The organism is Pseudomonas cremoris (assembly GCF_014230465.1).
This window is the reverse complement of the sequence record NZ_JAAXCY010000002.1, coordinates 335,422-354,958: the sequence shown is the minus strand read 5'-3', so window position 1 is coordinate 354,958 and position 19,537 is coordinate 335,422. Positions and strand designations below refer to the sequence as shown.

Below are 19,537 nucleotides of genomic sequence, written 5' to 3'. Positions count from 1 at the left end.
CCTTCTGGTTTCAGTTGTAGGTGATGTTCACAGTGGCCGTGCTGGCCAGCGTGCCTTGGCCAACCACACCGTTTCGGTAGTAAGCGGCGCCAAGCGGCAACACCGCACGATTGCCGGAAACAGCGACCGTGCGCGTGCCGTTGTGGCTGATGGTTTGGGGAGGGCCACTGATGCGTGAATACAGCCATAACGCCACGCCACCGGCACCGCCGGTATTGGCGAACAGCGCGTTGTTTCCAATGGCGGGGGTGCCGGTGAAGCGAAAGGTGACGTTGCTGGCGTTGGTGCAAGTGGCCGTCAGTTCAAAGTTGAGTGCGCCCGCAGAGACGGCATCATTCAAGGCCCTGGCTTGTATGGTGGGGAGCGTGATCGTGCGGTTGACGTCACCAGTCGCCAGGTCGCAGGTGGCGGCAGGCCTGATGAAGCGCACCGGGCTGCCAAGTTGCAGGCGAAACGTGCTCGAAGTCTTAGTCCACTTCTGCTCGAAGAAGTATCCGCTGGGCACTGTTCCTGTGGTGACTGGGCCAATCTTGTAGAAAGTTGCTTCTGCCGAAGTGAAGCTCGATGACGGTCCGGAAAAGGTGAGCGCAGCTATGTTATGAAGCGTAAATAGTGCATTGCCTCCGTTGCCAAATGTCATTCGAACGGCCACGCCGATGCCTGGTACCTCGGTAGGGTGGACACCCTGATTGTGATTATTAGGGTAGCGCCCATTGACCCATCGGGTAGCCAGGATGCAGGTCGTGCTCCAGTTGGGAGCCGTGCCGTTGAATGCCTGGCGGGTTATGACACTGCCGATAGGAAGGCTGTCTGGCACAGCGATAGTCGCCGGCAGATTGAGTGTAAACGTGTCGTTTTGATACCTGCCGCACGTCGCGTGGGAGGTAAGCGGCAACCCAAAAATCAGCGTTATTGAAATGAATTTTATAGCCGGTTCCATTTTTGTTTTTCTCCAAGGGCTATAGACCCCTCCTTCTCATTGGAGGAGGGCTTCGGCAGCTAAATTTTCAATCCTGTGCTTTGCGTTCTCAGTTGTAGGTGATGTTCACGGTGGCCGTACTGGCCAGCGTGCCTTGGCCAACCGTGCCGTTTCGGTGATAAGCGGCGCCAAGTGGCAACACTGCGCGATTACTGGAAACAGCGACCGTGCGGGTGCCGTTGTGGCTGATGGTTTGCGGCGCGCCGCTGATACGTGAGTAAAGCCACACCGCAACCCCGGTAGCCGATCCGGTATTGGCGAAAAGTGTGGGGTTACCTGAGGCCGGGGTTCCCGTAAATCGAAAGGTGACGCTGGAGGCGCTTTTGCAATTGGCCGTCAGTTCGAAGTCGCGGGCGCCTGTGTTTACGCCGTCGTTGAAGTCTGAGACGCGCACTGTGGGGAGCGTGATGGTGCGGTTGACATCGCCCGTCGCGAGGTCGCAGGTGGTAGCTGGGTTGACGAAGCGTATGGAGGTGTTAAGGATCATGCGGTAGTGACCTTTGCCACCGTCCCAGTTGTTATGTTGAATCTCACCGCTCGGCAGTGTTCCGGTGGTGACGGGCCCTAGTTTGTAAAACTGCGCGACCAACCGGGTCGCGCCCCAGAGGATGTTTCCTGGGGCTGATACGAGGCTTTCAGTTCGGAGCTTGGCGGAGTAGGGCGCGCCGGAAGTCAGCGTCACCATCACGCGCATGCCAATGCCTGGGACGTTGGTGTGATAGATGAGCCCACCTGGCGCCGACACCGCGGTTGAAAACCGGCCGGTGAGGAATGTTGGGGTGGGTGAATGGCAGTACATGTAAAACGTCGGATAGGGCCCCGCGAATGTCTGGCTGGTGATGAGTTGGCCCACTCCCAGGCTTTCCGGCACCGTAATGGTGCTTGGAAAAGAAACACTGTTTTGCGAGTTGGGGTATCTATTGCAGGCAGCCTGGGCGGCAACCGGCAGGCCGAGGCACATCAGTATCAAAAGACATTTAACCGACAACTTCATTTTTCAACTCCGCGATGAGGCATGTGAGGCTGGCGCCATCAGTTGTAAGTGATGTTGACGGTGGCGTTACTTACGAGCGTGCCCGCGCCGACCGTGCCGTTTTTGTGGTAGGCGGCGACCATCGGCAAGATCGCGACATTGCCGGCAACGGGCACCGTGCGCACGTTATTGGCATTGGGTGAAATGGTCTGCTGGACGCCGCTCAGGTTTGAAGCCATCCACAGGGCTACCCCATTGGCCGTGCCAGTGTTTGCGAAGAGCAGATTGTTTCCTGCGGCAGGGGCACCGCTGAAACGAAAGGTGACGTTGCTGGCGTTGGTACAGTGTGCGGTTAGGTTGAAGTTCTGCATGCCGGCAACATTGACGTCTTTCAGGTCGGTGGTTTTTATTGGGGCGAAGGTGATGGTGCGGCTGACATCACCGGCGGCCAGGTCGCAAGTGGCCGCGAGCCTGACAAAACGCACCGAGTTGTTGAGCCGCAGGATAAAACGGCCTGGGAACACGCCTCCACCGTTGTGCATTTTGTAATCGAAGATGCTTCCGCTCGGCACAGTGCCGCCCGTTATCGGCCCGATCTTGTAGAAGTACACTTCTGCGTTTGTGAAGATGGGGTGTGTTCCGGACGGTAGTACTTGTTGGCCGCTGACTATCGAAAAAAAGTTTGTCGCCGGGCGCGAATCCCTGATTGAGATACGCATGCCAACGCCTGGAGCCTCAGTGGGATAGGCTTGGGTTAGCGGGTCTGTCCCTCGTGGATAGCGACCGAAGAGCGAAATGATGGTAGCGGTCCGGCAGGTGATGAAGCGGTCTGGGACGACGCCAGTGAATGGTTGACGAGTAATTAATCCCCCCACTGGAAGGCTGTCAGGCACGGTGATGGTGCTTGGAAGGGTGACGCCATGATCTGAGTTCATGTAGGTGTCGCACGCCGCATGAGCTGCAAGTGGCAACGCAAGCATCAGCACTGTTGAAATGAACTTAATAGAATGCTTCATCATTGTTCCTTTGGGGCGTCTGCCTGGCAAACACCGGCATCCAGATGGCTCAAACGGCGGGCGCCATCGGCATCAGGTCGTTCGGCAGAGGCGTAGTGGAGTCGGCAGGTGGCATTGGCGTTCTGGCCCCACTTGACGGTCAGTTGCCCCTGCTGCCGTGATACGCGCACGAACGCTTTACCGCCTTGCCCGACAATTCCGACGCTGGCTCCGTCTTCATCAAACACATCCGAACCGAACGGCAACAGGCTTCCATCCTCACGCAACGCCGTGATCAAGATCGCCTGGCCACTGGTGGTCTCAAACTGCAGCTTCACCACCGACCCCGCGCGAGGCGCGATGTTTTGCGCGGCGGTCTTGAGTTCCACGTCCACGGAGAGGTCCTTGGGGTCCAGTTCCACGACGTTCTGGCGATACGGCGTGAGGTGTGGCACCACGGCATAGCCGCTCTTACCGATTTGGGAACCATGGTTGCCATTGATCCGCGCACCTTGGGCATCCGGGGCCTGGACGATGCCGATGGTGTCGCCCAGTTCCGGGGCAAAGGTGACGCCGCCTGCATGGGCGACGATGCCGCCGGTAATACCCAAGGACGTTGCGCGGTAGGCGTTGCTTTGCCCGTAACCGGCGGACAACACGCCATGACTGGCCTGGTACTTCATATCGGCGGACATCGTGTTGCTACTACCTTGGGTGCGGGTGCCACCCAGCCCGTAGCTAAACTCGCTGCGCTCGCCCAGGGTGCCGCCGAGGTTCACCCGCTCGCCACTGCTTTGGTTGCCGCGGTAGGCCGTGGTGGTCAAGGTCGGCGCACGTGCGTCGCTGCCCAGCGGCAGGCTCACGCTCAGTTCCACTTGCTTGTCGACCCTGTCGCTGAGCAGGTCCGTGGTGCGCTGGGCGCTGAGGGTGTAGTTCATGCCTTTCCAACTGCTGGTGTAGCCTGCCGTGAAGGTCACGTTGCCGCTGGAGCGGTTCCAGTAGTTTTGCGAGGAGCCGGTGAGGTACACCGAGCCGTTGCCCAGACTCTGGTTGAGGCTGATGTCCATCCTGTCGCGGATGCGCGACAGGTTGTCCAGGCTGCGGCCCTCGATGGCCAGGTCCCGAACCCGCGCCGCATCGCCGACGGTCAGGAAGCCTTCGGTGGAATAGCGATAGGCACCAAGGGCAAAGTGGGTCCCGGTATCGGTGAAGTTCTTGCTGTAGCGCAACTGCACGCTTTGTCCCTCGCGGGAACCGTATCCCGGCAGGTAGGCGTTGGAGTTGGTCAGGTCAAAAGACAGTGCGCCAAACGGGGTGTTGAAGGCCGTACCCACCAATTGCGAGCGATAGTCTTCGCCCACCACCGCCCCGGTGTAGCCGGTCAGCAAATTGTTCAGGCCGTGTTGGTAAGTGGCTTGCATCAGCTTGGGCGGGTTTTGCAGGCCAATTTCGTCCAGCAGGCCGAAGCTTAAGGAGTATCGGTTGTGGCCTGCACGCAGCAGGTTGGCGTTGGCGGCAAACGGTACGATGAATTCGCGTTGACGGCCGTCGGCTTCGGTCACCGTGACGGTCAGGTCGCCGCCATAGCCGGTGGGAAACAGGTCGTTGAGCACAAACGGGCCTGGCGCGACCGACACTTCATCGAGCAACACGCCACGCTGGCGTACGGTGACCCGGGCATTGGTCTCGGCAATGCCTCGTACGACCGGGGCGAATCCCGTCTGGGAGTCGGGCAGCATTCGATCATCGGTGAACAGGCTGGCACCGCGAAGGCGCACGCTGTCGAACAGTTCGCCAGGGGTGTAGATCTCGCCTATCACCACTTGCGAGCGCAGTGGGCTCAACTCGCGCTGCACATAGGTGCTGCTGCTTTGGTAGCCCGAGCCAGCGTCGGTCTGGCTGAAGCTGCCATTGTGGCGCCAATGCCAATCGCCCAGGTTGAGCCCGGTGTTCAGGCCCAGGTAGTGAGAGTTGGACGAGCGACCGTTGGTGCTCGTTGCGAAGGTGTTGGCGTTGTAGCGTACAAAAGCGGCATCGACCCCACTGTCCCAGTGTTTGGGGTCCACGTAGCCGCGCGCCTTGCGTGTCAGGTAGATCTGTGGAATCTGAAGGTCCAGGCGGTTTTCGCCTGAGTCGAACTGGCTGGTGGCGCCTGGCAGGTAAGTGGCGATGTTCGCGCAGCGGTCAAACGGCGGCGGCGGTGGCGCGCCGGTCTCGGCAGATTGTTGTTGCACCGCGTCCAGGTCAACGCCTGCCCGCAGCAGTGCATCACGCTCCAGGCACATTTGTGCAGAATCTTTGCCTTCAACGGCAACGAAGGACAAGGTTTCGCGGCCGAGCCACTGGCCGTTGAGGTAGACGTCGGTGCGATAACTGCCGGGCAGCACGATGTTGCCTTGGCTGAATTTCGAAATATCGACCTGCTGGCCACCTGCACCGTCAGGAAAAAAGGCCGGGTTGAATTCGACGTTTTCGACGGCCTGGGCGCTCATCGCCTGAGCCCCACTGAGCAGCAACAGGCAGCGCGCGGTAAACGTCAAACGAGGGCGTGTCAGGGACCAAATTCCAGTGCTGGCGGGCGTGTTGAAACTCATGTTTACCATTTCCAAAAAGAGGTGCTGTCTGAATTCGGGCAACGGGAAGCCCTACCCTGAAAAATGGGCATCAACCGAACGTGTGTAATGAAGTGGGTTAGGCGATCAGGACGCTATGGGGTGCGGTAGGTCTCGTCGGTCATGTTGAAAGCTTGGCGCTGTGGGAGACCTTTACACCGAAGTCGTCGAGTGTCTGGAACTCTATGGTGGCTGCATTGCCCGGTGGCGACTTGAGGCTGGGCAGTTCGTAGCGGTTGCGCCCCCCTGGCGCCACCATGTTTTCTGCGCTTGTTGCGGCGGCCTTGCGGGCGTGACGCTGTTTTGAATCCAGTAATTCGACCTGCTCGAATGTCACGTGATAGGGCGTCGGGTTATAGACCTCCAGGATTTGGCCCTGCTCGGTTGTCTCACGGCGCCATTCCAGTTTCTCGGGAGCACTCTCGACCCCGTAAAGCAGGCCCTTGGGGCGGAAAAACAGTTTTATCCGAGAGCGGAAGGCGAGCTGTAATTGATTGCTTTGCTCGGCACCTTGCGATTGCGCAGGGACCTCCAGCAGGTTGAACCAAAACAGGCTTTCTTGTGTGGGGGGCAAGGCCTCGCCTGTATACGCCAAGCGCACGACTTGTTGCTTTCCGGGCTCCATGCGAAAGACCGGCGGCGTGGCAATAAAGGGGATCCCGGCCAAGTCCGGCGTCGAATGCTCGTTGCCGCTGTCCAGCCACGCCTGGATAAGCACCGGCGCCTGGTTCTTGCTCTCAAGCCTGACGGTGACCTCTTTGTCGTTCTGCGGGTAGATGATCCGGGTGTTGTTGATCACAACGCTTGCGTGCACGGCAACGGCGCCGAACAGGGCAAACGCCAAGGTCATGAGCTTGATGGGCAGATGGAAGATGGCATTCATACAGCGGTCACCGCGAGGCAGTAGGGGTTAGGCCAGCTGAATGGCGCACGCGGGCACCGTAGTCGCTGACGCTGGTGAATTCGACTTTGACCGTGCCGTTGGGTCGATCACGTAGTTGGGGTAACGCAAACACTTTCACGTCGCCGGCAGGCAGCAACAGGCTGTCGTTGGGCTCCTGGTTCGGCGCTTTGCTGAACCGCTTGCCGTCGCTCAACAAGTCCACCGATGTCAGGGAAATATGGTAAGGCGTAGGGTTTGTCGCTTGCAGCGCAAAGCCCTGGTTGTGGCTCACCAGTTGCCATTGCAGTTTTGACGGCGCGCTGCCGACGGGGTAGGGCAGGTTTGACGGCCGTACGTACACCCGCAGGCGGGTGCGAAACGCCAATTCGATCAGGTTGTTTTGCTCGGAGCCCGTGGTAACCGGTGGCACTTCCAGCACGTTCAGCCAGTACAGGCTTTCACGGTCGGTGGGCGCCGCCTCGCCGGAATAGCGCAGGCGCATTGCCTGCTGCTGGTTAGGCTCGATGCGAAAGATCGGTGGCGAAAGGGTAAAAGGCGTTTGCGCCGTTGCCGGCGTCGAGCGAATGTCGCCCGCATCCAGCCAGGTTTGTACCAGCGCCGGGCGGTCGCCTTTGTTTTCCAGCCGTACCACAACCTCCTGTTGTTCGACTGGGTAGATCACGCGGGTACCGTAAATGATTACGCCTGCATGGGCGGGAAGCGCTTGCAGCAATGACAATCCAAGGCCACAGGTGGCAAGCGCGAGGCAGGCCAGTTTTTTCATAGTCGCAAAGTCTCATCGAAACAGGGGAAGGACCTGCGTAGTTACCGCAGGTCCGGTGCATGCAAGGCTTGCAGGGGCAAGCCCGCTCGCCCCTTAGTCGGCGTACACGACCGTGAAACCAACACGGGTCTTGACCAAGCCCTCGGTGGCAGGTGCGGTGGCATAGAACTGCGCGGCCATTGGGATAACCGCCTGGTTATCGGCGATCACCACACCTTGGGATTTTTCGGTGTAAACGTGAATCGGCGAGCCGTCACGGTTGGTCACCTCAACCTGGACGTTCTTGGCGTTGGTGGTATCGGACGGGTCATCGTAGCCATCGATGTTCAAGCGGCCGGTTGCCACGTCAATGGCCGGGCTGGTTGGGTCGAACAGAACCAAAGCGGTGCGGCCGTTGGTGCAAGTGCCTTGGCCAGGCCCACCCACGCGGATGGTGAAACCGGTCAGGTTGGCGCGATCACCCGGGTTTGCCAGGCGTGAGGCAGAGACGCTTGCCAGGTTGACGTCCTTGACCACAGCCCCCGTGCCTGGTGCAACGCCTTCGACGGTGCAAGTCGTATCGTTTACCTGTCCGGAAAAATTGATGTTGCCGTCAATCGCTGCATGTGCCGATTGCGATACAGCGGCGGCCAAGGCTAGAGCTGCCACAACAGTGGAGAGCGCGTTGAATTTCATAGTATTCCCAATCTTGAGTTATCGGTGAGGCCCGCCGCAGGTCGTGATAGACCCGTGCCTCTAAACGTGCGTTGAAGGCGTCGGCTTGGCGGAAGGAATTTTTGTCTAATGCGCATGTAATTGCCTATAGAGAAGAAACGATGTTTATCTCGTGATTATTCGAAAATCGCCTATTTTATGAAATTATTTGAATTGACTTTCCGATGTAAGACGTGACTGTAAGACTCTCCTGAAAGAATAGGACTTATTATTTTGCCGTATTGATACCTGTGGGTGGCTGGGATATACCGTGTTAGTAATAGTTCGACGTTACTTGGGGTTGGCGGTATTTACTTATGCGGGTTTCCTGATGGCGAGTTCAATTTCTAAGATGCACACCGTCATATTACTGGATGACCATGAAATGGTCCGGCAGGGGATCGAGTTGGGCCTGAGCAAAGAAGCTGACCTTGATGTGGTCGGTTCCTTCGGCACCGGTAGGGAATTATTGGAGGCCCTGGCCCAGCGTCCTGTGGACGTGGTGGTCATGGATTTTGTCCTGGGGCCGACGGACATCGACGGCCTCAGCCTGATCCAGACGCTGAGTAGGCGCTTTAGCAAATGCAAATGTATTGTTGTGTCTTCTCACTACACTCCAGCAACTGTTTCACTGGCATTGAAGGCGGGAAGTTGGGGTGTTTTGGGGAAGACTCGAAACCTGACTGAATTGATCACAGCGATTCGAACGGTGGCCCAAGGGCGCATTTACTTGGAACCCTGCATGTTGCCTGCACTGCAGGGGGCGCAGTCGATGTTGGAGGTGGCCAGTATAAAATCGAAGATGGAAATATCTTCTCCTGTGCGCTTGAACGCCAGCCTTACGCCAAAAGAGCAGGAGGTGCTGCGTTGCTTTCTGGACGGTATGTCAGTGAACTCAATTGCGGCAAAGTTCTCGAGAAGTGCGAGTACGATAAGTACGCAGAAACAGTCGGCTTATCGGAAGTTGGGTATAAAGTCTGACAGCGAACTGTTTAAAATTACTCAGCAATTTGGCGGGGCTGGTTGATGCGGTAAGTGTAAGAATTTTTTCTTATTGTTGTAAGTTAAATGGGGCTATCCAAGTAACGCAGGGCCAATCGCTCAGTTGCCTGGCGCGCAGGCGGCAACAGGTGCGGTGCCACCAGCATCATGATCTGGTAGATCACCACCTGTACCTCGCCTTCACGGTCGAGGATTCGTTGGTAGTCCAGGGAGAACAGCAGGGTCATCGTGATCTGTTCAACCAGTTGCCCCAAGGCTTGGGTGTCACTGACCAACTGCCCGGCGGCTTTCAACCGCGCCAGTAACGACGCGAGGGTCCGTTTGAGCGCCGTCAGCAGGTTGCGAATGCCCTTGGCCAGCTTCGGCAAGCGCCCCGCCAGGTTGGACAGGTCCTGGAACAGAAACCGATAATGGGCCATGCGCTCGACAATCAGGTGCAGGAATAGCCAGTAGTCCTGTGCCTCCAATTGAGCATCTGCCGGTGGATCGAGCAGCGGCGCCAGTTCGTTCTGGAAACGTTCGAACAGCCCAAGCACCAGCGGTTCCTTGCCATGGAAGTGGTAGTAGAGGTTGCCGGGGCTGATCCCCATTTCATTGGCCACCTCCATGGTCGACACGTTTGGCTCGCCCTTCTGGTTGAACAACTGCAGGGCACATTCAAGGATACGGTCGCGGGTCTTCATCCAGTCTTCTTAATGTGATCGTTGAGCTCAGCGCACCCGCACGTAAGTGCCTGGCGCTGCTTCCATCGGTGGGTAGTTCTGGTTGCCCAGGGCAGTGAGGGTTTCGCGTTGCACGCCGGAGCGTTGCTGTATCCATTCCAGCCATTGCGGCCACCAACTGCCTTCGACGTGGTTGGCGTCGTAATACCAGGCGCGAGGGTCGCTGCTCAGTTTGGGGTTTTCGACGTAGTTGGCCTTGGGATTGCCCGGCGGGTTGAGGATGCTCTGGATATGCCCGCTGTTGGACAGCACGAAGCGTTTGTCCCCGCCCAGCAGTTGGGTGGAGCGGTACACCGCGTCCCACGGCGTGATGTGGTCGTTGATGCCCGCCACGCTGAAGCTGTCTACCGTGACCTTCTGCAAATCGATGGGCGTGCCACACACCTCGAGGCCACCGGGATGGGTCAATGGGTTGTGCTTGAAGAAATCCAGCAGGTCGCCATGCAGGGCCGCAGGCAGGCGGGTGTTGTCGTTGTTCCAGTACAGGATGTCGAAGGCCGGCGGTTCCTTGCCCAGCAGGTAGTTGTTGATCCAGTAGTTCCAGATCAGGTCGTTGGGGCGCATCCAGGCGAATACCTTGGCCATGTCGCGACCGTCCAGCACGCCTTGCTGGTAGGAGCGGCGCTTGGCGGCTTCCAGGGTTTGTTCGTCGGCGAATAGGGTGGCAGGGCTGTCGATCTGGCTGTCCAGCAGGCTAACCAAATAGCTGGCGCTGGAGATGCGTCGCAGCTGGCGCTTGGCTTGCAGGTGGCCTTGCAGCGCAGCAATCGTCAGCCCGCCGGCGCAGGCTCCCATCAGGTTGACCTCGCGGGCACCGGTGATCGCGCGGCATACGTTGAGGGCTTCTTCCAGCGCCGCAACGTAGGTGGACAGGCCCCATTCGCGGTGGCGCACATCCGGGTTGCGCCAACTGACCATAAAGGTCTGCAGGCCGTTTTTCAGGGCGTACTGCACAAAGCTGTTGGATGGGCTCAGGTCAAAGATGTAGTACTTGTTGATTTGCGGCGGCACGATCAGCAGCGGCTTGGCGTACTGTTTTTCGCTCATGGGCTTGTACTGGATCAGCTCCAGCAGCTCATTGCGAAACACCACTGAGCCTGGGGTCGTTGCCACCGTCTTGCCGACTTCAAAGGCGTGCTTGCTCACTTGGCGTGGCAGGCCATTGTTGTGCAGCAGGTCTTCGACCAGATTGGTCACACCGCGTACCACGCTGTTGCCGCCGGAGTTGAGCAACTCCTTGATGGCCAGTGGGTTGAGCAGGGTGTTGGACGGCGAGACGGCATCGTTGATCAGGGAGAAGGCGAAGTGCGCACGTGCCCGGTCATCGGCGCTCAATGAGCTGTCGTCGATCCAGTGGCGCGTCTGTTTCTGCCAGCTCAGATAGGCTTGCAGGCTGCGCCGGTATAGGGGGTTGAGTTTCCAGGTGGGGTCGCTGAAGCGGCTGTCGTGGGGGTTGGGTTCATGCACGGTTTCACCCAGCAGCACCCGCCCCAACTGACCGCTCAACGCCCAGGCATGGCGCGCGGTGTGCACTGGGTTGCGCAGGCCGTGTGCAGCGACACTGCGCAGGGTCGATAGCAAATCCCGACCTCGCAGGCCGGTGATCGCGTTTTGCGCATTGATGAACGCAGCGGGGGTGGGCGCCGGGTTCGTCACGGGTCTTTCTCGCATGAGCCAACACTCCTTCGTCAAGCCATCAAACAGGCACGCCAATTCAGAACCATAGTCGGTTCCTGGCAAGTTGCGCGGCGGTGTAGTCCTTACACTGCCGGTCGCGGATGAATCACCGCACGCATGCGCTCCTCTTCGAGAAAATTCATGATGATCGGCGCCACGGCCTCGGCCCGGGTGATCAGGAACAGGTGGCCGTCATCGATGATGTGCAACTGTGCATTGGGAATTCGCCAGGCCAAAATGCGCATATTGATCAACGGGATCAGCGGGTCGTCGTCCCCGGCCAGTACCAGCGTCGGTTGGCGGATCTTGTGCAGCCAATGGATGCTGGTCCAGCCCAGCCCGGCGAACAGTTGCCAGTAGTAACCCAGCTTGCCCGCCGAGCGCACTTTGCTGGCGTGTTCGGCGGCGAGTTTGGAATCGCGGCGGAACGAGCCGCCGTAAATCATCGGCGCAATGCGCACCACGTGGGACGGTTGAATGTAGCGGCGTGGGCTGGCCATCAGCCACAACACTTTTGGCTTGCCCGGCACCATCACCGCACCCGCTGCCGTGGCGGCCAGGATCAGCTTCTTGCAACGCTCCGGGTAGTCGTAGGCAAATTGTTGCGCGAGCGCGCCGCCCCACGACACCCCCACTGCATTCACTTGCCCGTAGTCGAGGTAGTCGAGCATGCGCGCCGTGAGCTTGGCCAGCCCAGGAAAGCGGTACGGCCGGTTGGGCGTTGACGAACCGCCGACGCCCGGTACATCGAAGGCGATCACTTCCAGGTCCGGGTCCAGGGCCTGGACGAACGGAAACACCAACTCAAGGTTGGCGCCGATGCCGTTGAAAATCAGCAGCGGCGTCAAGTGAGGCTTGCCCGGGCGTACCGCCGTGCGGATGGTTTGGCCATCCAGGTCGATGGTACGGAAGATGAATGGTTGCGGCATGCTCAAGCCCTGCGAAGTGTGAAAGCCGGAATGCGGTCTAAATGTGGGAGCGGGCTTGCTCGCGAATGCGGCGTGTCATTCACAGGTGCTTTATCTGAGCCACCGCATTCGCGAGCAAGCCCGCTCCTACATTTGATCTCATTTCAATCTAGCGTTCGTGTACATAGGTGCCTGGGGCCGCTTCGGCTGCGGCGTACGTTTTGTTACCCAGAGTCGTCGGTGCCTTCTTCAACTTGCCCGCCCGCTCCGCCTGCCACGCCTGCCAGTGCAGCCACCAGGAGTCCGTGTGCTTGGTCGCATTTTCCTGCCAGTCCAGCGGCGTCGCCGTCAGGCTGTCGCTGGTCTGGTAGCGCGCCTTGGGGTTGCCCGGCGGGTTGAGGATGCTTTGGATATGCCCGCTGCTGGACAACACGAACTCCACTTTGCCACCAAACAGCTGCGCCGATTTGTAGCAAGACTGCCACGGTGTGATGTGGTCATTGGTGCCGGCCAGTGAGTAGATGTCGGCGGTGACCTGCTTGAGGTCAATCGGTGTGCCGCACACTTCCAGTGCATTGGCGCGCACCAATGGGTTGTTCTTGAACAGTTCGATCAGGTCGCCGTGGAACGCCGCTGGCAAGCGGGTGGTGTCGTTGTTCCAGAACAGGATGTCGAACACCGGCGGCTCGTTGCCCAGCAGGTAGTTGTTGACCCAGTAATTCCATATCAGGTCGTTGGGGCGCATCCACGCGAACACCTTGGCCATGTCACGGCCTTCCAGCACACCGGCCTGGTAGGAGTGGCGCTTGGCCGCCTCCAGGGTCTGCTCGTCGACGAACAGCGCCACCTGGGTGTCCAGGGTGGTGTCCAGCACGCTCACCAGCAGGGTCAGCGCATTGACCTTCTTCTCACCCAGCGCGGCGTAGTGGCCGAGCAGCGCGGTGCAGGTAATACCGCCGGAGCAGGCGCCGAGCATGTTGATGTCTTTGCTGCCGGTAATCGCGGTGACCACATCCACCGCTTCCTTGAGCGCCTCGATGTAAGTCGACAGGCCCCACTCGCGCTGGGCCTTGGTTGGGTTGCGCCAACTCACAATGAAGGTCTGCTGGCCGTTGCGCAGGCAAAAGCGCGCCAGGCTCTTATCCGGGCTGAGGTCGAAGACATAGAATTTGTTGATCTGCGGCGGCACCACCAACAGCGGGCGTTCGTGCACCTGTTCGGTGATCGGCTTGTACTGGATCAGCTCCAGCACGTCATTGCGAAACACCACGGCGCCTTCGGAGGTGCCCAGCGTCTTGCCCACTTCAAAGGCGCCCATGTTGACCTGGCTCGGCATGCCGCCGTTGTGCACCATATCTTTGGCAAGGTGGGACAGGCCGTCGAGCAGGCTTTTGCCGCCGGTTTCAAAGAAACGCTTGACCGCTGCCGGGTTGGCCGCACTGTTGGTGGGGGCCATGGCTTCGGTCATCAGGTTGATCACGAAGTGACCGCGGCTGATGTCCTGTTCCGACAGGTTGCTGTCGCCGATCCAGTCGTGCAGTTCCTTGCGCCACGCCAGGTAGGTTTGCAGGTAGCGTTTGTAGAGCGGGTTCTGGCTCCAGGCCGGGTCATGGAAACGACGGTCATCGCTTTCGGGCACCAGCGCAGATTTGCCGAACATCACGTTCTTCAATTCGACGCCAAAGTGGGCGACGTGCTTGACGCTGTGCAACGGTTGCTTGATGGCTTGGGTCAGCACCATCTTCGCCGAGGCGAGTAAATCCTTTTTCCGTAACGCGATGATCGGGTTGAGCCCCAGGGTGTTTTCCGAGGCCTGGCGTTTCAAGTCATCGTTGTTCTTGTTACTCATCTACGACGCTCCATTGTCCGAAAGACGAGTACCGGGTACCGCTGTGCACCCAATTTCGATACACAACACAAGCCTGGTACTGCGACTCGGGTGACCGTTGATACCGCATCGTCAAATGCAGGGAACTTGCCAGTTCCATTGGTTACCCGAGTTTAATTTTTTTCGCAAGCGGGCCAATCGTTGGCCACGCGACAGGGCATTCAAGCAGATGAAATTAGAAAATGCCCTCTAAAGAGCAAGACGCCTGGGCTAGAGCATCAGGCGCACGACCGACTCACTCGGGTCGCGGGTTTTACCGGCAGCTTTCAGCTCGGCCAGATAATCGGCCCACAGCGAATCCTGGCGCACGGCCAACTGGTAGAGGTAGTCCCAGGTGAACAGTCCGCTGTCATGACCATCATCGAAGGTCAATTTAAGTGCGTACTGACCGGCCGGTTCTATCTTGGTCAACCGGACATTGAGCTTGCCGAATTGCAGGATGGGTTTGCCGTGGCCCTGGACCTCGGCGGAAGGCGAGTGGGTGCGCAGCAGTTCGGCGGGGAGTTGGTACACCTCGTCGGGCCCGTAGGTGAGGCCGAGGGTGTTGGAGGTTTTGTGCAGGTTTACAGCGGTGGGGAATTTGGACATTGGAGAACCGCTCGGAGATAGTCCTGAAGGAACCGGCTTAAAACTGTGGGAGCGGGCTTGCTCGCGAATGCGGTGTGTCAGTCAGCACATCTGCTACTGATACACCGCATTCGCGAGCAAGCCCGCTCCCACATTAAAGCAAAGCGGTCCTGCGTTAGCCTTAGAGGATATAGCGCGACAGATCTTCGTTCTGCGCCAACTCGCCCAGGTGGCTGTTGACGTAGTCAGCATCGATCTTGATCACTTCGCCATTCTGCGCCCCAGCCAAATCGCCAGCACTGAAGGAAACCTCCTCCAGCAAACGCTCCAGCAACGTGTGCAAACGACGCGCCCCGATGTTCTCGGTCTTCTCGTTGACCTGCCAGGCGATCTCCGCCAGGCGCTTGATGCCGTCCGGCTGGAATTCGATCCCCAGGCCTTCGGTTTTCAGCAGTTCACGGTACTGCTCGGTAAGCGACGCATGGGGCTCGCTGAGGATGCGCTCGAAGTCGCCCGGGGTCAGCGCCTTGAGTTCTACACGAATCGGCAGGCGGCCTTGCAGCTCCGGAACCAGGTCGCTTGGCTTGCTCAGGTGGAACGCACCGGAGGCGATAAACAGGATGTGGTCGGTCTTGACCATGCCCAGCTTGGTGTTCACCGTGCAGCCTTCGATCAGCGGCAGCAGGTCGCGCTGGACGCCTTCGCGCGACACATCGACGCCGCCGGAATTGCCGCGCTTGGCCACTTTGTCGATCTCGTCGATAAACACGATGCCATGCTGCTCAACGGCTTCCAGGGCCTTGGCCTTGAGTTCTTCCTCATTCACCAGGCGCCCGGCTTCTTCATCGCGCACCAACTTCAGTGCGTCCTTCACCTTGAGCTTGCGGCTTTTCTTCTTGCCCTTGCCCATGTTGGCGAACAGGTTCTGCAACTGGCTGGTCATTTCTTCCATGCCAGGTGGTGCGGAGATATCGACGCCGGAGACTTCAGCGACTTCGATCTCGATTTCCTTGTCATCCAACTGGCCTTCACGCAGGCGCTTGCGGAACAGCTGACGGGTGTTGGAATCCGAGGCCGGCGCGGCGTCTTCGTTGAAACCCATGCGTGCCGGTGGCAGCAGGGCGTCGAGGATGCGTTCTTCGGCGGCGTCTTCGGCGCGGTGGCTGACCTTGGTCATTTCCTGTTCGCGCAGCAGCTTCAGCGCGGCGTCGGCCAGGTCACGAATGATCGACTCGACATCGCGGCCCACGTAGCCCACTTCGGTGAACTTGGTGGCTTCGACCTTGATGAACGGTGCGTTGGCCAATTTGGCCAAGCGACGGGCGATCTCGGTTTTACCGACACCGGTAGGACCGATCATCAGGATGTTCTTTGGCGTTACTTCAACGCGCAGTTCTTCGGGCAGTTGCATCCGGCGCCAGCGGTTACGCAGCGCGATGGCAACGGCGCGCTTGGCATCGTCCTGGCCGATGATATGGCGGTTGAGTTCGTGGACGATTTCGCGGGGAGTCATGGACATAGTGTTTGGCGGCCTCAAGCGGGAATAAGCCTACGGCTTACTCCGCGAGGTCCTGCTCCTCAATGGTCAGATTGTGGTTGGTGAACACGCAGATGTCGCCGGCGATGCCCAGGGCGGTCTCGACGATTTCACGGGCCGACAGGTCGGTTTTCTTCAACAGTGCGCTGGCCGCAGCTTGGGCATAGCCACCGCCGGAACCCATGGCGATCAGGCCGTTTTCGGGCTCAACCACATCGCCGTTACCGGTGATGATCAGAGAGGCGTCTTTGTTGGCAACGGCCAGCATGGCTTCCAGGCGGCTGAGAGAGCGATCGGTACGCCATTCTTTGGCGAGTTCAACGGCGGCGCGAACGAGGTGGCCCTGGTGTTTTTCCAACTGGCCTTCGAAGCGCTCGAAGAGGGTGAAGGCGTCGGCGGTGGCGCCGGCAAAGCCCGCGAGAACCTGGCCGTGGTACAGGCGACGCACTTTCTTGGCGTTGCCTTTCATCACGGTGTTGCCAAGGGAAACCTGGCCGTCGCCGCCCATGACGACTTTGCCGTGGCGACGTACTGAAACGATGGTGGTCAAGGGGAGAGTCTCCACGCAGCGGGGCGAAAATGCCCTGATGGAAACTCATATGGGGGTGGCGGGGGGGATTTCAACTGTAGGAAGGTAGGACGGACGAGTGGCGTTTATGTGTCGGGCTCGGTTCTGAGAACGATGAAAAACAAATGTGGGAGCGGGCTTGCTCGCGAATGCGGTGTGTCAGTCGCCGAAAATACTGACTGATCCACCGCATTCGCGAGCAAGCCCGCTCCCACATTGTGATCTATGTTGCCTGTGACTTAGCGGCTCTGGCGTTGTTGTAACAACAGGTTGCTAAACCCTGCACCCGCCAATTGTTTCTGCGCCACGGTCAGCTGCTCACGGTTGCTGAACGGCCCCACCAGCACGCGATACCAGGTCGCATCCTTGACCGTGCCGGATTCCACCGTCACCGACTGGCCAAGCAAAATGATCTGTGCACGCACGCGATCCGCATCCGCCTGTTTCGGGAACGAGCCCGCTTGCAGGAAGAACTTGGTCACCGGTGCCGCCTTGGTCTCGGCAACCGGTGGCGCAGGCGGCGGGGTAATCCCGGCCAGCGCGGCCTGTGCCCGAGCTGTGTCGATCTTCGCGGCTTCCGCAGGAGTAACCGGGGTGGTCGGCACTTGTGGCGTCGGCAGGGTTTTTTCCGGCACGGCGTCAGGCGGCACGATCACTTCCGATTCCGGCAGCAGCGTGTAGAAGTCGTATTTCGGCTTTACCGGTGCGGTCGGGCTCGGCGCAGTCTTGTTGGCTTCGGCCATTTTCGTGGCTTTCTGCTGCTCTTGCTTGACCCGTTTGACGTCGTCGCCTTTGCCCGGCTCCAGCTTCATCAGGATGACAACGAATGCACCGACAGCAAGGCCGATGGCCATCCACAACCAGCCCGGGATCGGCTTCTTCGCCGGGGCCTGGTAGCGGCTGGCGCCGCGCTTGGGTGCAGGTTTTTTCTTGGCAGCCAACTTACATACGCTCCAGAGTTTCCAGGCCCAACAGTTCCAGGCCTTGCTTGAGGGTCCGTCCAGCCAGGGCGGCAAGGCGCAGGCGGCTTTGCTTCTGGGCTTCGTCGTCGGCGGTCAGGATAGGGCAGTTCTCGTAGAAGCTGGAGAACAGACCGGCGACTTCGTACAGGTAGGTGCACAGGATATGCGGAGTGCCTTTCTCGCCGACGCTGTTCAGCACTTCGCCGAACTGTGCCAGTTTGGCGGCCAATTCCTGTTCGTGCGGTGCGTCCAGCACGATATGGCCTTCAACTTCGCTGAAGTCCTTGCCCAATTTGCGGAATACACCAGCCACGCGGGTGTAGGCGTACAGCAGGTACGGCGCAGTGTTGCCTTCGAAGTTGAGCATCAGCTCAAAGTTGAAGCTGTAGTCGCTGGTACGGTGCTTGGACAAATCGGCGTATTTCACTGCGCCAATCCCCACCACGCGGGCGATGTTGCGCAGGTCGGCCTCGGCCAGCTCCGGGTTCTTTTCCTTCACCAGGTTGTAGGCACGTTCCTGGGCTTCGTTCAGCAGGTCGATCAGCTTCACGGTGCCGCCGTCGCGGGTCTTGAACGGGCGGCCATCGGCGCCGTTCATGGTGCCGAAACCCATGTGTTCCATGTGCATCGGGTGGGTGATGAAGCCGGCACGACGTGCCACTTCAAACACCTGCTGGAAGTGCAGGGCCTGGCGCTGGTCGACGAAGTACAGTGCACGATCCGCCTTGAGTACGCCGCTGCGATACCGCACGGCCGCCAGGTCAGTGGTGGCGTACAGGTAGCCGCCATCGGCCTTGACGATGATCACCGGCAGCGGCTCGCCATCGGCAGTCTTGAATTCTTCGAGGAACACGCACTGCGCGCCGTTGCTCTCAACCAGCAGACCCTTGGCCTTGAGGTCGTTGACCACGTTGATCAGGTCATCGTTGTAGGCGCTTTCGCCCATCACGTCGGCCATGGTCAGCTTCACGTTGAGCAGTTCGTAGATTTCCTGGCAGTGGGACAGGGAAATGTCACGGAAGCGGCTCCACAGCTCCAGGCATTCCTTGTCACCGGCTTGCAGCTTGACCACCAGGCCACGGGCACGGTCGGCGAACTCTTCGGATTCGTCGAAACGCTTCTTGGCGGCGCGGTAGAAGTTTTCGAGGTCCGACAGCTCGTTGCTGGTGATCGGGTTCTCTTGCAGGTAGGCCATCAACATGCCGAACTGGGTGCCCCAGTCGCCTACGTGGTTCTGGCGGATCACGGTGTCGCCGAGGAACTCCAGCACGCGCGCCACGCCGTCGCCAATGATGGTCGAGCGCAGGTGGCCTACGTGCATCTCTTTGGCCAGGTTCGGCGCCGACAGGTCGATGGCCACACGTTGCAGCGGGCCGGCCTTGCGTACGCCGATCTTGGCGTCGGCCAGGGCCGCATCCAGGCGCGAAGCCAGGGCCTGGGTGTTCTGGAAGAAGTTGATAAAGCCTGGGCCGGCGATTTCGGCCTTGGTGATGCTCTCGTCGGCAGGCAGGGCTGCGATGATCTTTTCCGCCAGGTCGCGGGGTTTCATGCCGGCCGGCTTGGACAGCATCATCGCGATGTTGCTGGCGAAGTCACCGTGGGTCTTGTCGCGGGTGTTCTCCACCTGGATCGCCGGCGTCAGGCCTTCAGGCAACACACCTTCGTTGACGAGTTGGGTGATGGCTTGTTGGATCAGCTGGCGAATGGTGTCTTTCATGGTGTTCTCTTTCGACCGCAAGCGGCGGCGCGCGATGCGCAGGTGGAAAAACTGGGCATTATCCGTGGCG

At 59.3% G+C, this 19,537-nt stretch carries 17 protein-coding genes; 1 reads left to right on the top strand and 16 read right to left on the bottom strand.

All coding sequences use genetic code 11. The features are described 5' to 3' along the window. Positions 1 to 10: 10 nt before the first annotated feature. From HF257_RS05120 to HF257_RS05090, 7 genes are all read right to left on the bottom strand, one after another. Complete coding sequence (locus tag HF257_RS05120; RefSeq protein WP_185704821.1) at positions 11 to 940, bottom strand: fimbrial protein; 930 nt, start codon at positions 938 to 940, stop codon at positions 11 to 13. An 88-nt stretch (positions 941 to 1,028) separates the two neighbouring features. Continuing rightward, positions 1,029 to 1,973, bottom strand: coding sequence for a fimbrial protein (locus HF257_RS05115; protein WP_185704823.1), 945 nt, complete (start codon positions 1,971 to 1,973; stop codon positions 1,029 to 1,031). A 38-nt stretch (positions 1,974 to 2,011) separates the two neighbouring features. Further along, positions 2,012 to 2,968, bottom strand: coding sequence for a fimbrial protein (locus HF257_RS05110; RefSeq protein ID WP_185704825.1), 957 nt, complete (start codon positions 2,966 to 2,968; stop codon positions 2,012 to 2,014). Beyond that, a complete protein-coding gene (locus tag HF257_RS05105; RefSeq protein ID WP_185704827.1) occupies positions 2,968 to 5,541 on the bottom strand; it encodes a fimbria/pilus outer membrane usher protein in 2,574 nt (857 codons plus the stop codon). The genes HF257_RS05110 and HF257_RS05105 overlap by 1 nt, the downstream gene beginning before the upstream one ends. 139 nt (positions 5,542 to 5,680) lie before the next feature. Next, positions 5,681 to 6,442 (bottom strand): fimbrial biogenesis chaperone, encoded by a 762-nt coding sequence (locus HF257_RS05100; protein WP_233081263.1) that lies wholly within the window; start codon positions 6,440 to 6,442, stop codon positions 5,681 to 5,683. Between the two features lie 7 nt (positions 6,443 to 6,449). After that, the gene (locus HF257_RS05095) at positions 6,450 to 7,226 is read right to left on the bottom strand and encodes a fimbrial biogenesis chaperone (RefSeq protein WP_185704829.1); all 777 of its coding nucleotides are present in this window, start codon (positions 7,224 to 7,226) and stop codon (positions 6,450 to 6,452) included. 93 nt (positions 7,227 to 7,319) lie between these two features. Then, positions 7,320 to 7,901 carry a fimbrial protein gene (locus HF257_RS05090; protein ID WP_185704831.1) on the bottom strand — a complete coding sequence of 194 codons (582 nt, stop codon included), beginning with the start codon at positions 7,899 to 7,901 and terminating at the stop codon, positions 7,320 to 7,322. A gap of 349 nt (positions 7,902 to 8,250) precedes the next feature. Between HF257_RS05090 and HF257_RS05085 the strand changes: the two genes are divergently transcribed. Next, complete coding sequence (locus HF257_RS05085) at positions 8,251 to 8,946, top strand: response regulator transcription factor (RefSeq protein WP_185704833.1); 696 nt, start codon at positions 8,251 to 8,253, stop codon at positions 8,944 to 8,946. A gap of 37 nt (positions 8,947 to 8,983) precedes the next feature. Here the strand turns inward: HF257_RS05085 and HF257_RS05080 are convergent, their stop codons facing one another. The 9 genes from HF257_RS05080 to argS form a co-directional block, all read right to left on the bottom strand. Beyond that, positions 8,984 to 9,604 carry a TetR/AcrR family transcriptional regulator gene (locus HF257_RS05080; RefSeq protein WP_185704835.1) on the bottom strand — a complete coding sequence of 207 codons (621 nt, stop codon included), beginning with the start codon at positions 9,602 to 9,604 and terminating at the stop codon, positions 8,984 to 8,986. A gap of 27 nt (positions 9,605 to 9,631) precedes the next feature. Continuing rightward, the gene (gene phaC, locus HF257_RS05075; protein ID WP_185704837.1) at positions 9,632 to 11,314 is read right to left on the bottom strand and encodes a class II poly(R)-hydroxyalkanoic acid synthase; all 1,683 of its coding nucleotides are present in this window, start codon (positions 11,312 to 11,314) and stop codon (positions 9,632 to 9,634) included. Between the two features lie 89 nt (positions 11,315 to 11,403). Further along, the gene (gene phaZ / locus HF257_RS05070) at positions 11,404 to 12,249 is read right to left on the bottom strand and encodes a poly(3-hydroxyalkanoate) depolymerase (RefSeq protein ID WP_185704839.1); all 846 of its coding nucleotides are present in this window, start codon (positions 12,247 to 12,249) and stop codon (positions 11,404 to 11,406) included. A 148-nt stretch (positions 12,250 to 12,397) separates the two neighbouring features. Then, positions 12,398 to 14,077 (bottom strand): class II poly(R)-hydroxyalkanoic acid synthase, encoded by a 1,680-nt coding sequence (gene phaC / locus HF257_RS05065; RefSeq protein ID WP_185704841.1) that lies wholly within the window; start codon positions 14,075 to 14,077, stop codon positions 12,398 to 12,400. 249 nt (positions 14,078 to 14,326) lie between these two features. Then, positions 14,327 to 14,704 carry a gamma-butyrobetaine hydroxylase-like domain-containing protein gene (locus HF257_RS05060; protein WP_185704843.1) on the bottom strand — a complete coding sequence of 126 codons (378 nt, stop codon included), beginning with the start codon at positions 14,702 to 14,704 and terminating at the stop codon, positions 14,327 to 14,329. 160 nt (positions 14,705 to 14,864) lie between these two features. Beyond that, positions 14,865 to 16,202 (bottom strand): ATP-dependent protease ATPase subunit HslU, encoded by a 1,338-nt coding sequence (gene hslU / locus HF257_RS05055; protein ID WP_185704845.1) that lies wholly within the window; start codon positions 16,200 to 16,202, stop codon positions 14,865 to 14,867. A gap of 37 nt (positions 16,203 to 16,239) precedes the next feature. Then, positions 16,240 to 16,770 carry an ATP-dependent protease subunit HslV gene (gene hslV / locus HF257_RS05050; protein WP_017738857.1) on the bottom strand — a complete coding sequence of 177 codons (531 nt, stop codon included), beginning with the start codon at positions 16,768 to 16,770 and terminating at the stop codon, positions 16,240 to 16,242. 257 nt (positions 16,771 to 17,027) lie between these two features. Then, on the bottom strand, positions 17,028 to 17,729 hold the full coding sequence (locus tag HF257_RS05045) for an SPOR domain-containing protein (protein WP_185704847.1): 702 nt from the start codon (positions 17,727 to 17,729) through the stop codon (positions 17,028 to 17,030). Between the two features lies 1 nt (position 17,730). Then, the gene (gene argS / locus HF257_RS05040) at positions 17,731 to 19,467 is read right to left on the bottom strand and encodes an arginine--tRNA ligase (protein ID WP_185704849.1); all 1,737 of its coding nucleotides are present in this window, start codon (positions 19,465 to 19,467) and stop codon (positions 17,731 to 17,733) included. Positions 19,468 to 19,537: the final 70 nt, after the last annotated feature.

What these genes read in the sequence shown, in the direction of transcription:
- HF257_RS05120 (WP_185704821.1), bottom strand. Translation starts at nt 940, where the DNA reads ATGGAACCGGCTATAAAATTCATTTCAATAACGCTGATTTTTGGGTTG.
- HF257_RS05115 (WP_185704823.1), bottom strand. Translation starts at nt 1,973, where the DNA reads ATGAAGTTGTCGGTTAAATGTCTTTTGATACTGATGTGCCTCGGCCTG.
- HF257_RS05110 (WP_185704825.1), bottom strand. Translation starts at nt 2,968, where the DNA reads ATGAAGCATTCTATTAAGTTCATTTCAACAGTGCTGATGCTTGCGTTG.
- HF257_RS05105 (WP_185704827.1), bottom strand. Translation starts at nt 5,541, where the DNA reads ATGAGTTTCAACACGCCCGCCAGCACTGGAATTTGGTCCCTGACACGC.
- HF257_RS05100 (WP_233081263.1), bottom strand. Translation starts at nt 6,442, where the DNA reads ATGAATGCCATCTTCCATCTGCCCATCAAGCTCATGACCTTGGCGTTT.
- HF257_RS05095 (WP_185704829.1), bottom strand. Translation starts at nt 7,226, where the DNA reads ATGAAAAAACTGGCCTGCCTCGCGCTTGCCACCTGTGGCCTTGGATTG.
- HF257_RS05090 (WP_185704831.1), bottom strand. Translation starts at nt 7,901, where the DNA reads ATGAAATTCAACGCGCTCTCCACTGTTGTGGCAGCTCTAGCCTTGGCC.
- HF257_RS05085 (WP_185704833.1), top strand. Translation starts at nt 8,251, where the DNA reads ATGGCGAGTTCAATTTCTAAGATGCACACCGTCATATTACTGGATGAC.
- HF257_RS05080 (WP_185704835.1), bottom strand. Translation starts at nt 9,604, where the DNA reads ATGAAGACCCGCGACCGTATCCTTGAATGTGCCCTGCAGTTGTTCAAC.
- phaC (WP_185704837.1), bottom strand. Translation starts at nt 11,314, where the DNA reads ATGCGAGAAAGACCCGTGACGAACCCGGCGCCCACCCCCGCTGCGTTC.
- phaZ (WP_185704839.1), bottom strand. Translation starts at nt 12,249, where the DNA reads ATGCCGCAACCATTCATCTTCCGTACCATCGACCTGGATGGCCAAACC.
- phaC (WP_185704841.1), bottom strand. Translation starts at nt 14,077, where the DNA reads ATGAGTAACAAGAACAACGATGACTTGAAACGCCAGGCCTCGGAAAAC.
- HF257_RS05060 (WP_185704843.1), bottom strand. Translation starts at nt 14,704, where the DNA reads ATGTCCAAATTCCCCACCGCTGTAAACCTGCACAAAACCTCCAACACC.
- hslU (WP_185704845.1), bottom strand. Translation starts at nt 16,202, where the DNA reads ATGTCCATGACTCCCCGCGAAATCGTCCACGAACTCAACCGCCATATC.
- argS (WP_185704849.1), bottom strand. Translation starts at nt 19,467, where the DNA reads ATGAAAGACACCATTCGCCAGCTGATCCAACAAGCCATCACCCAACTC.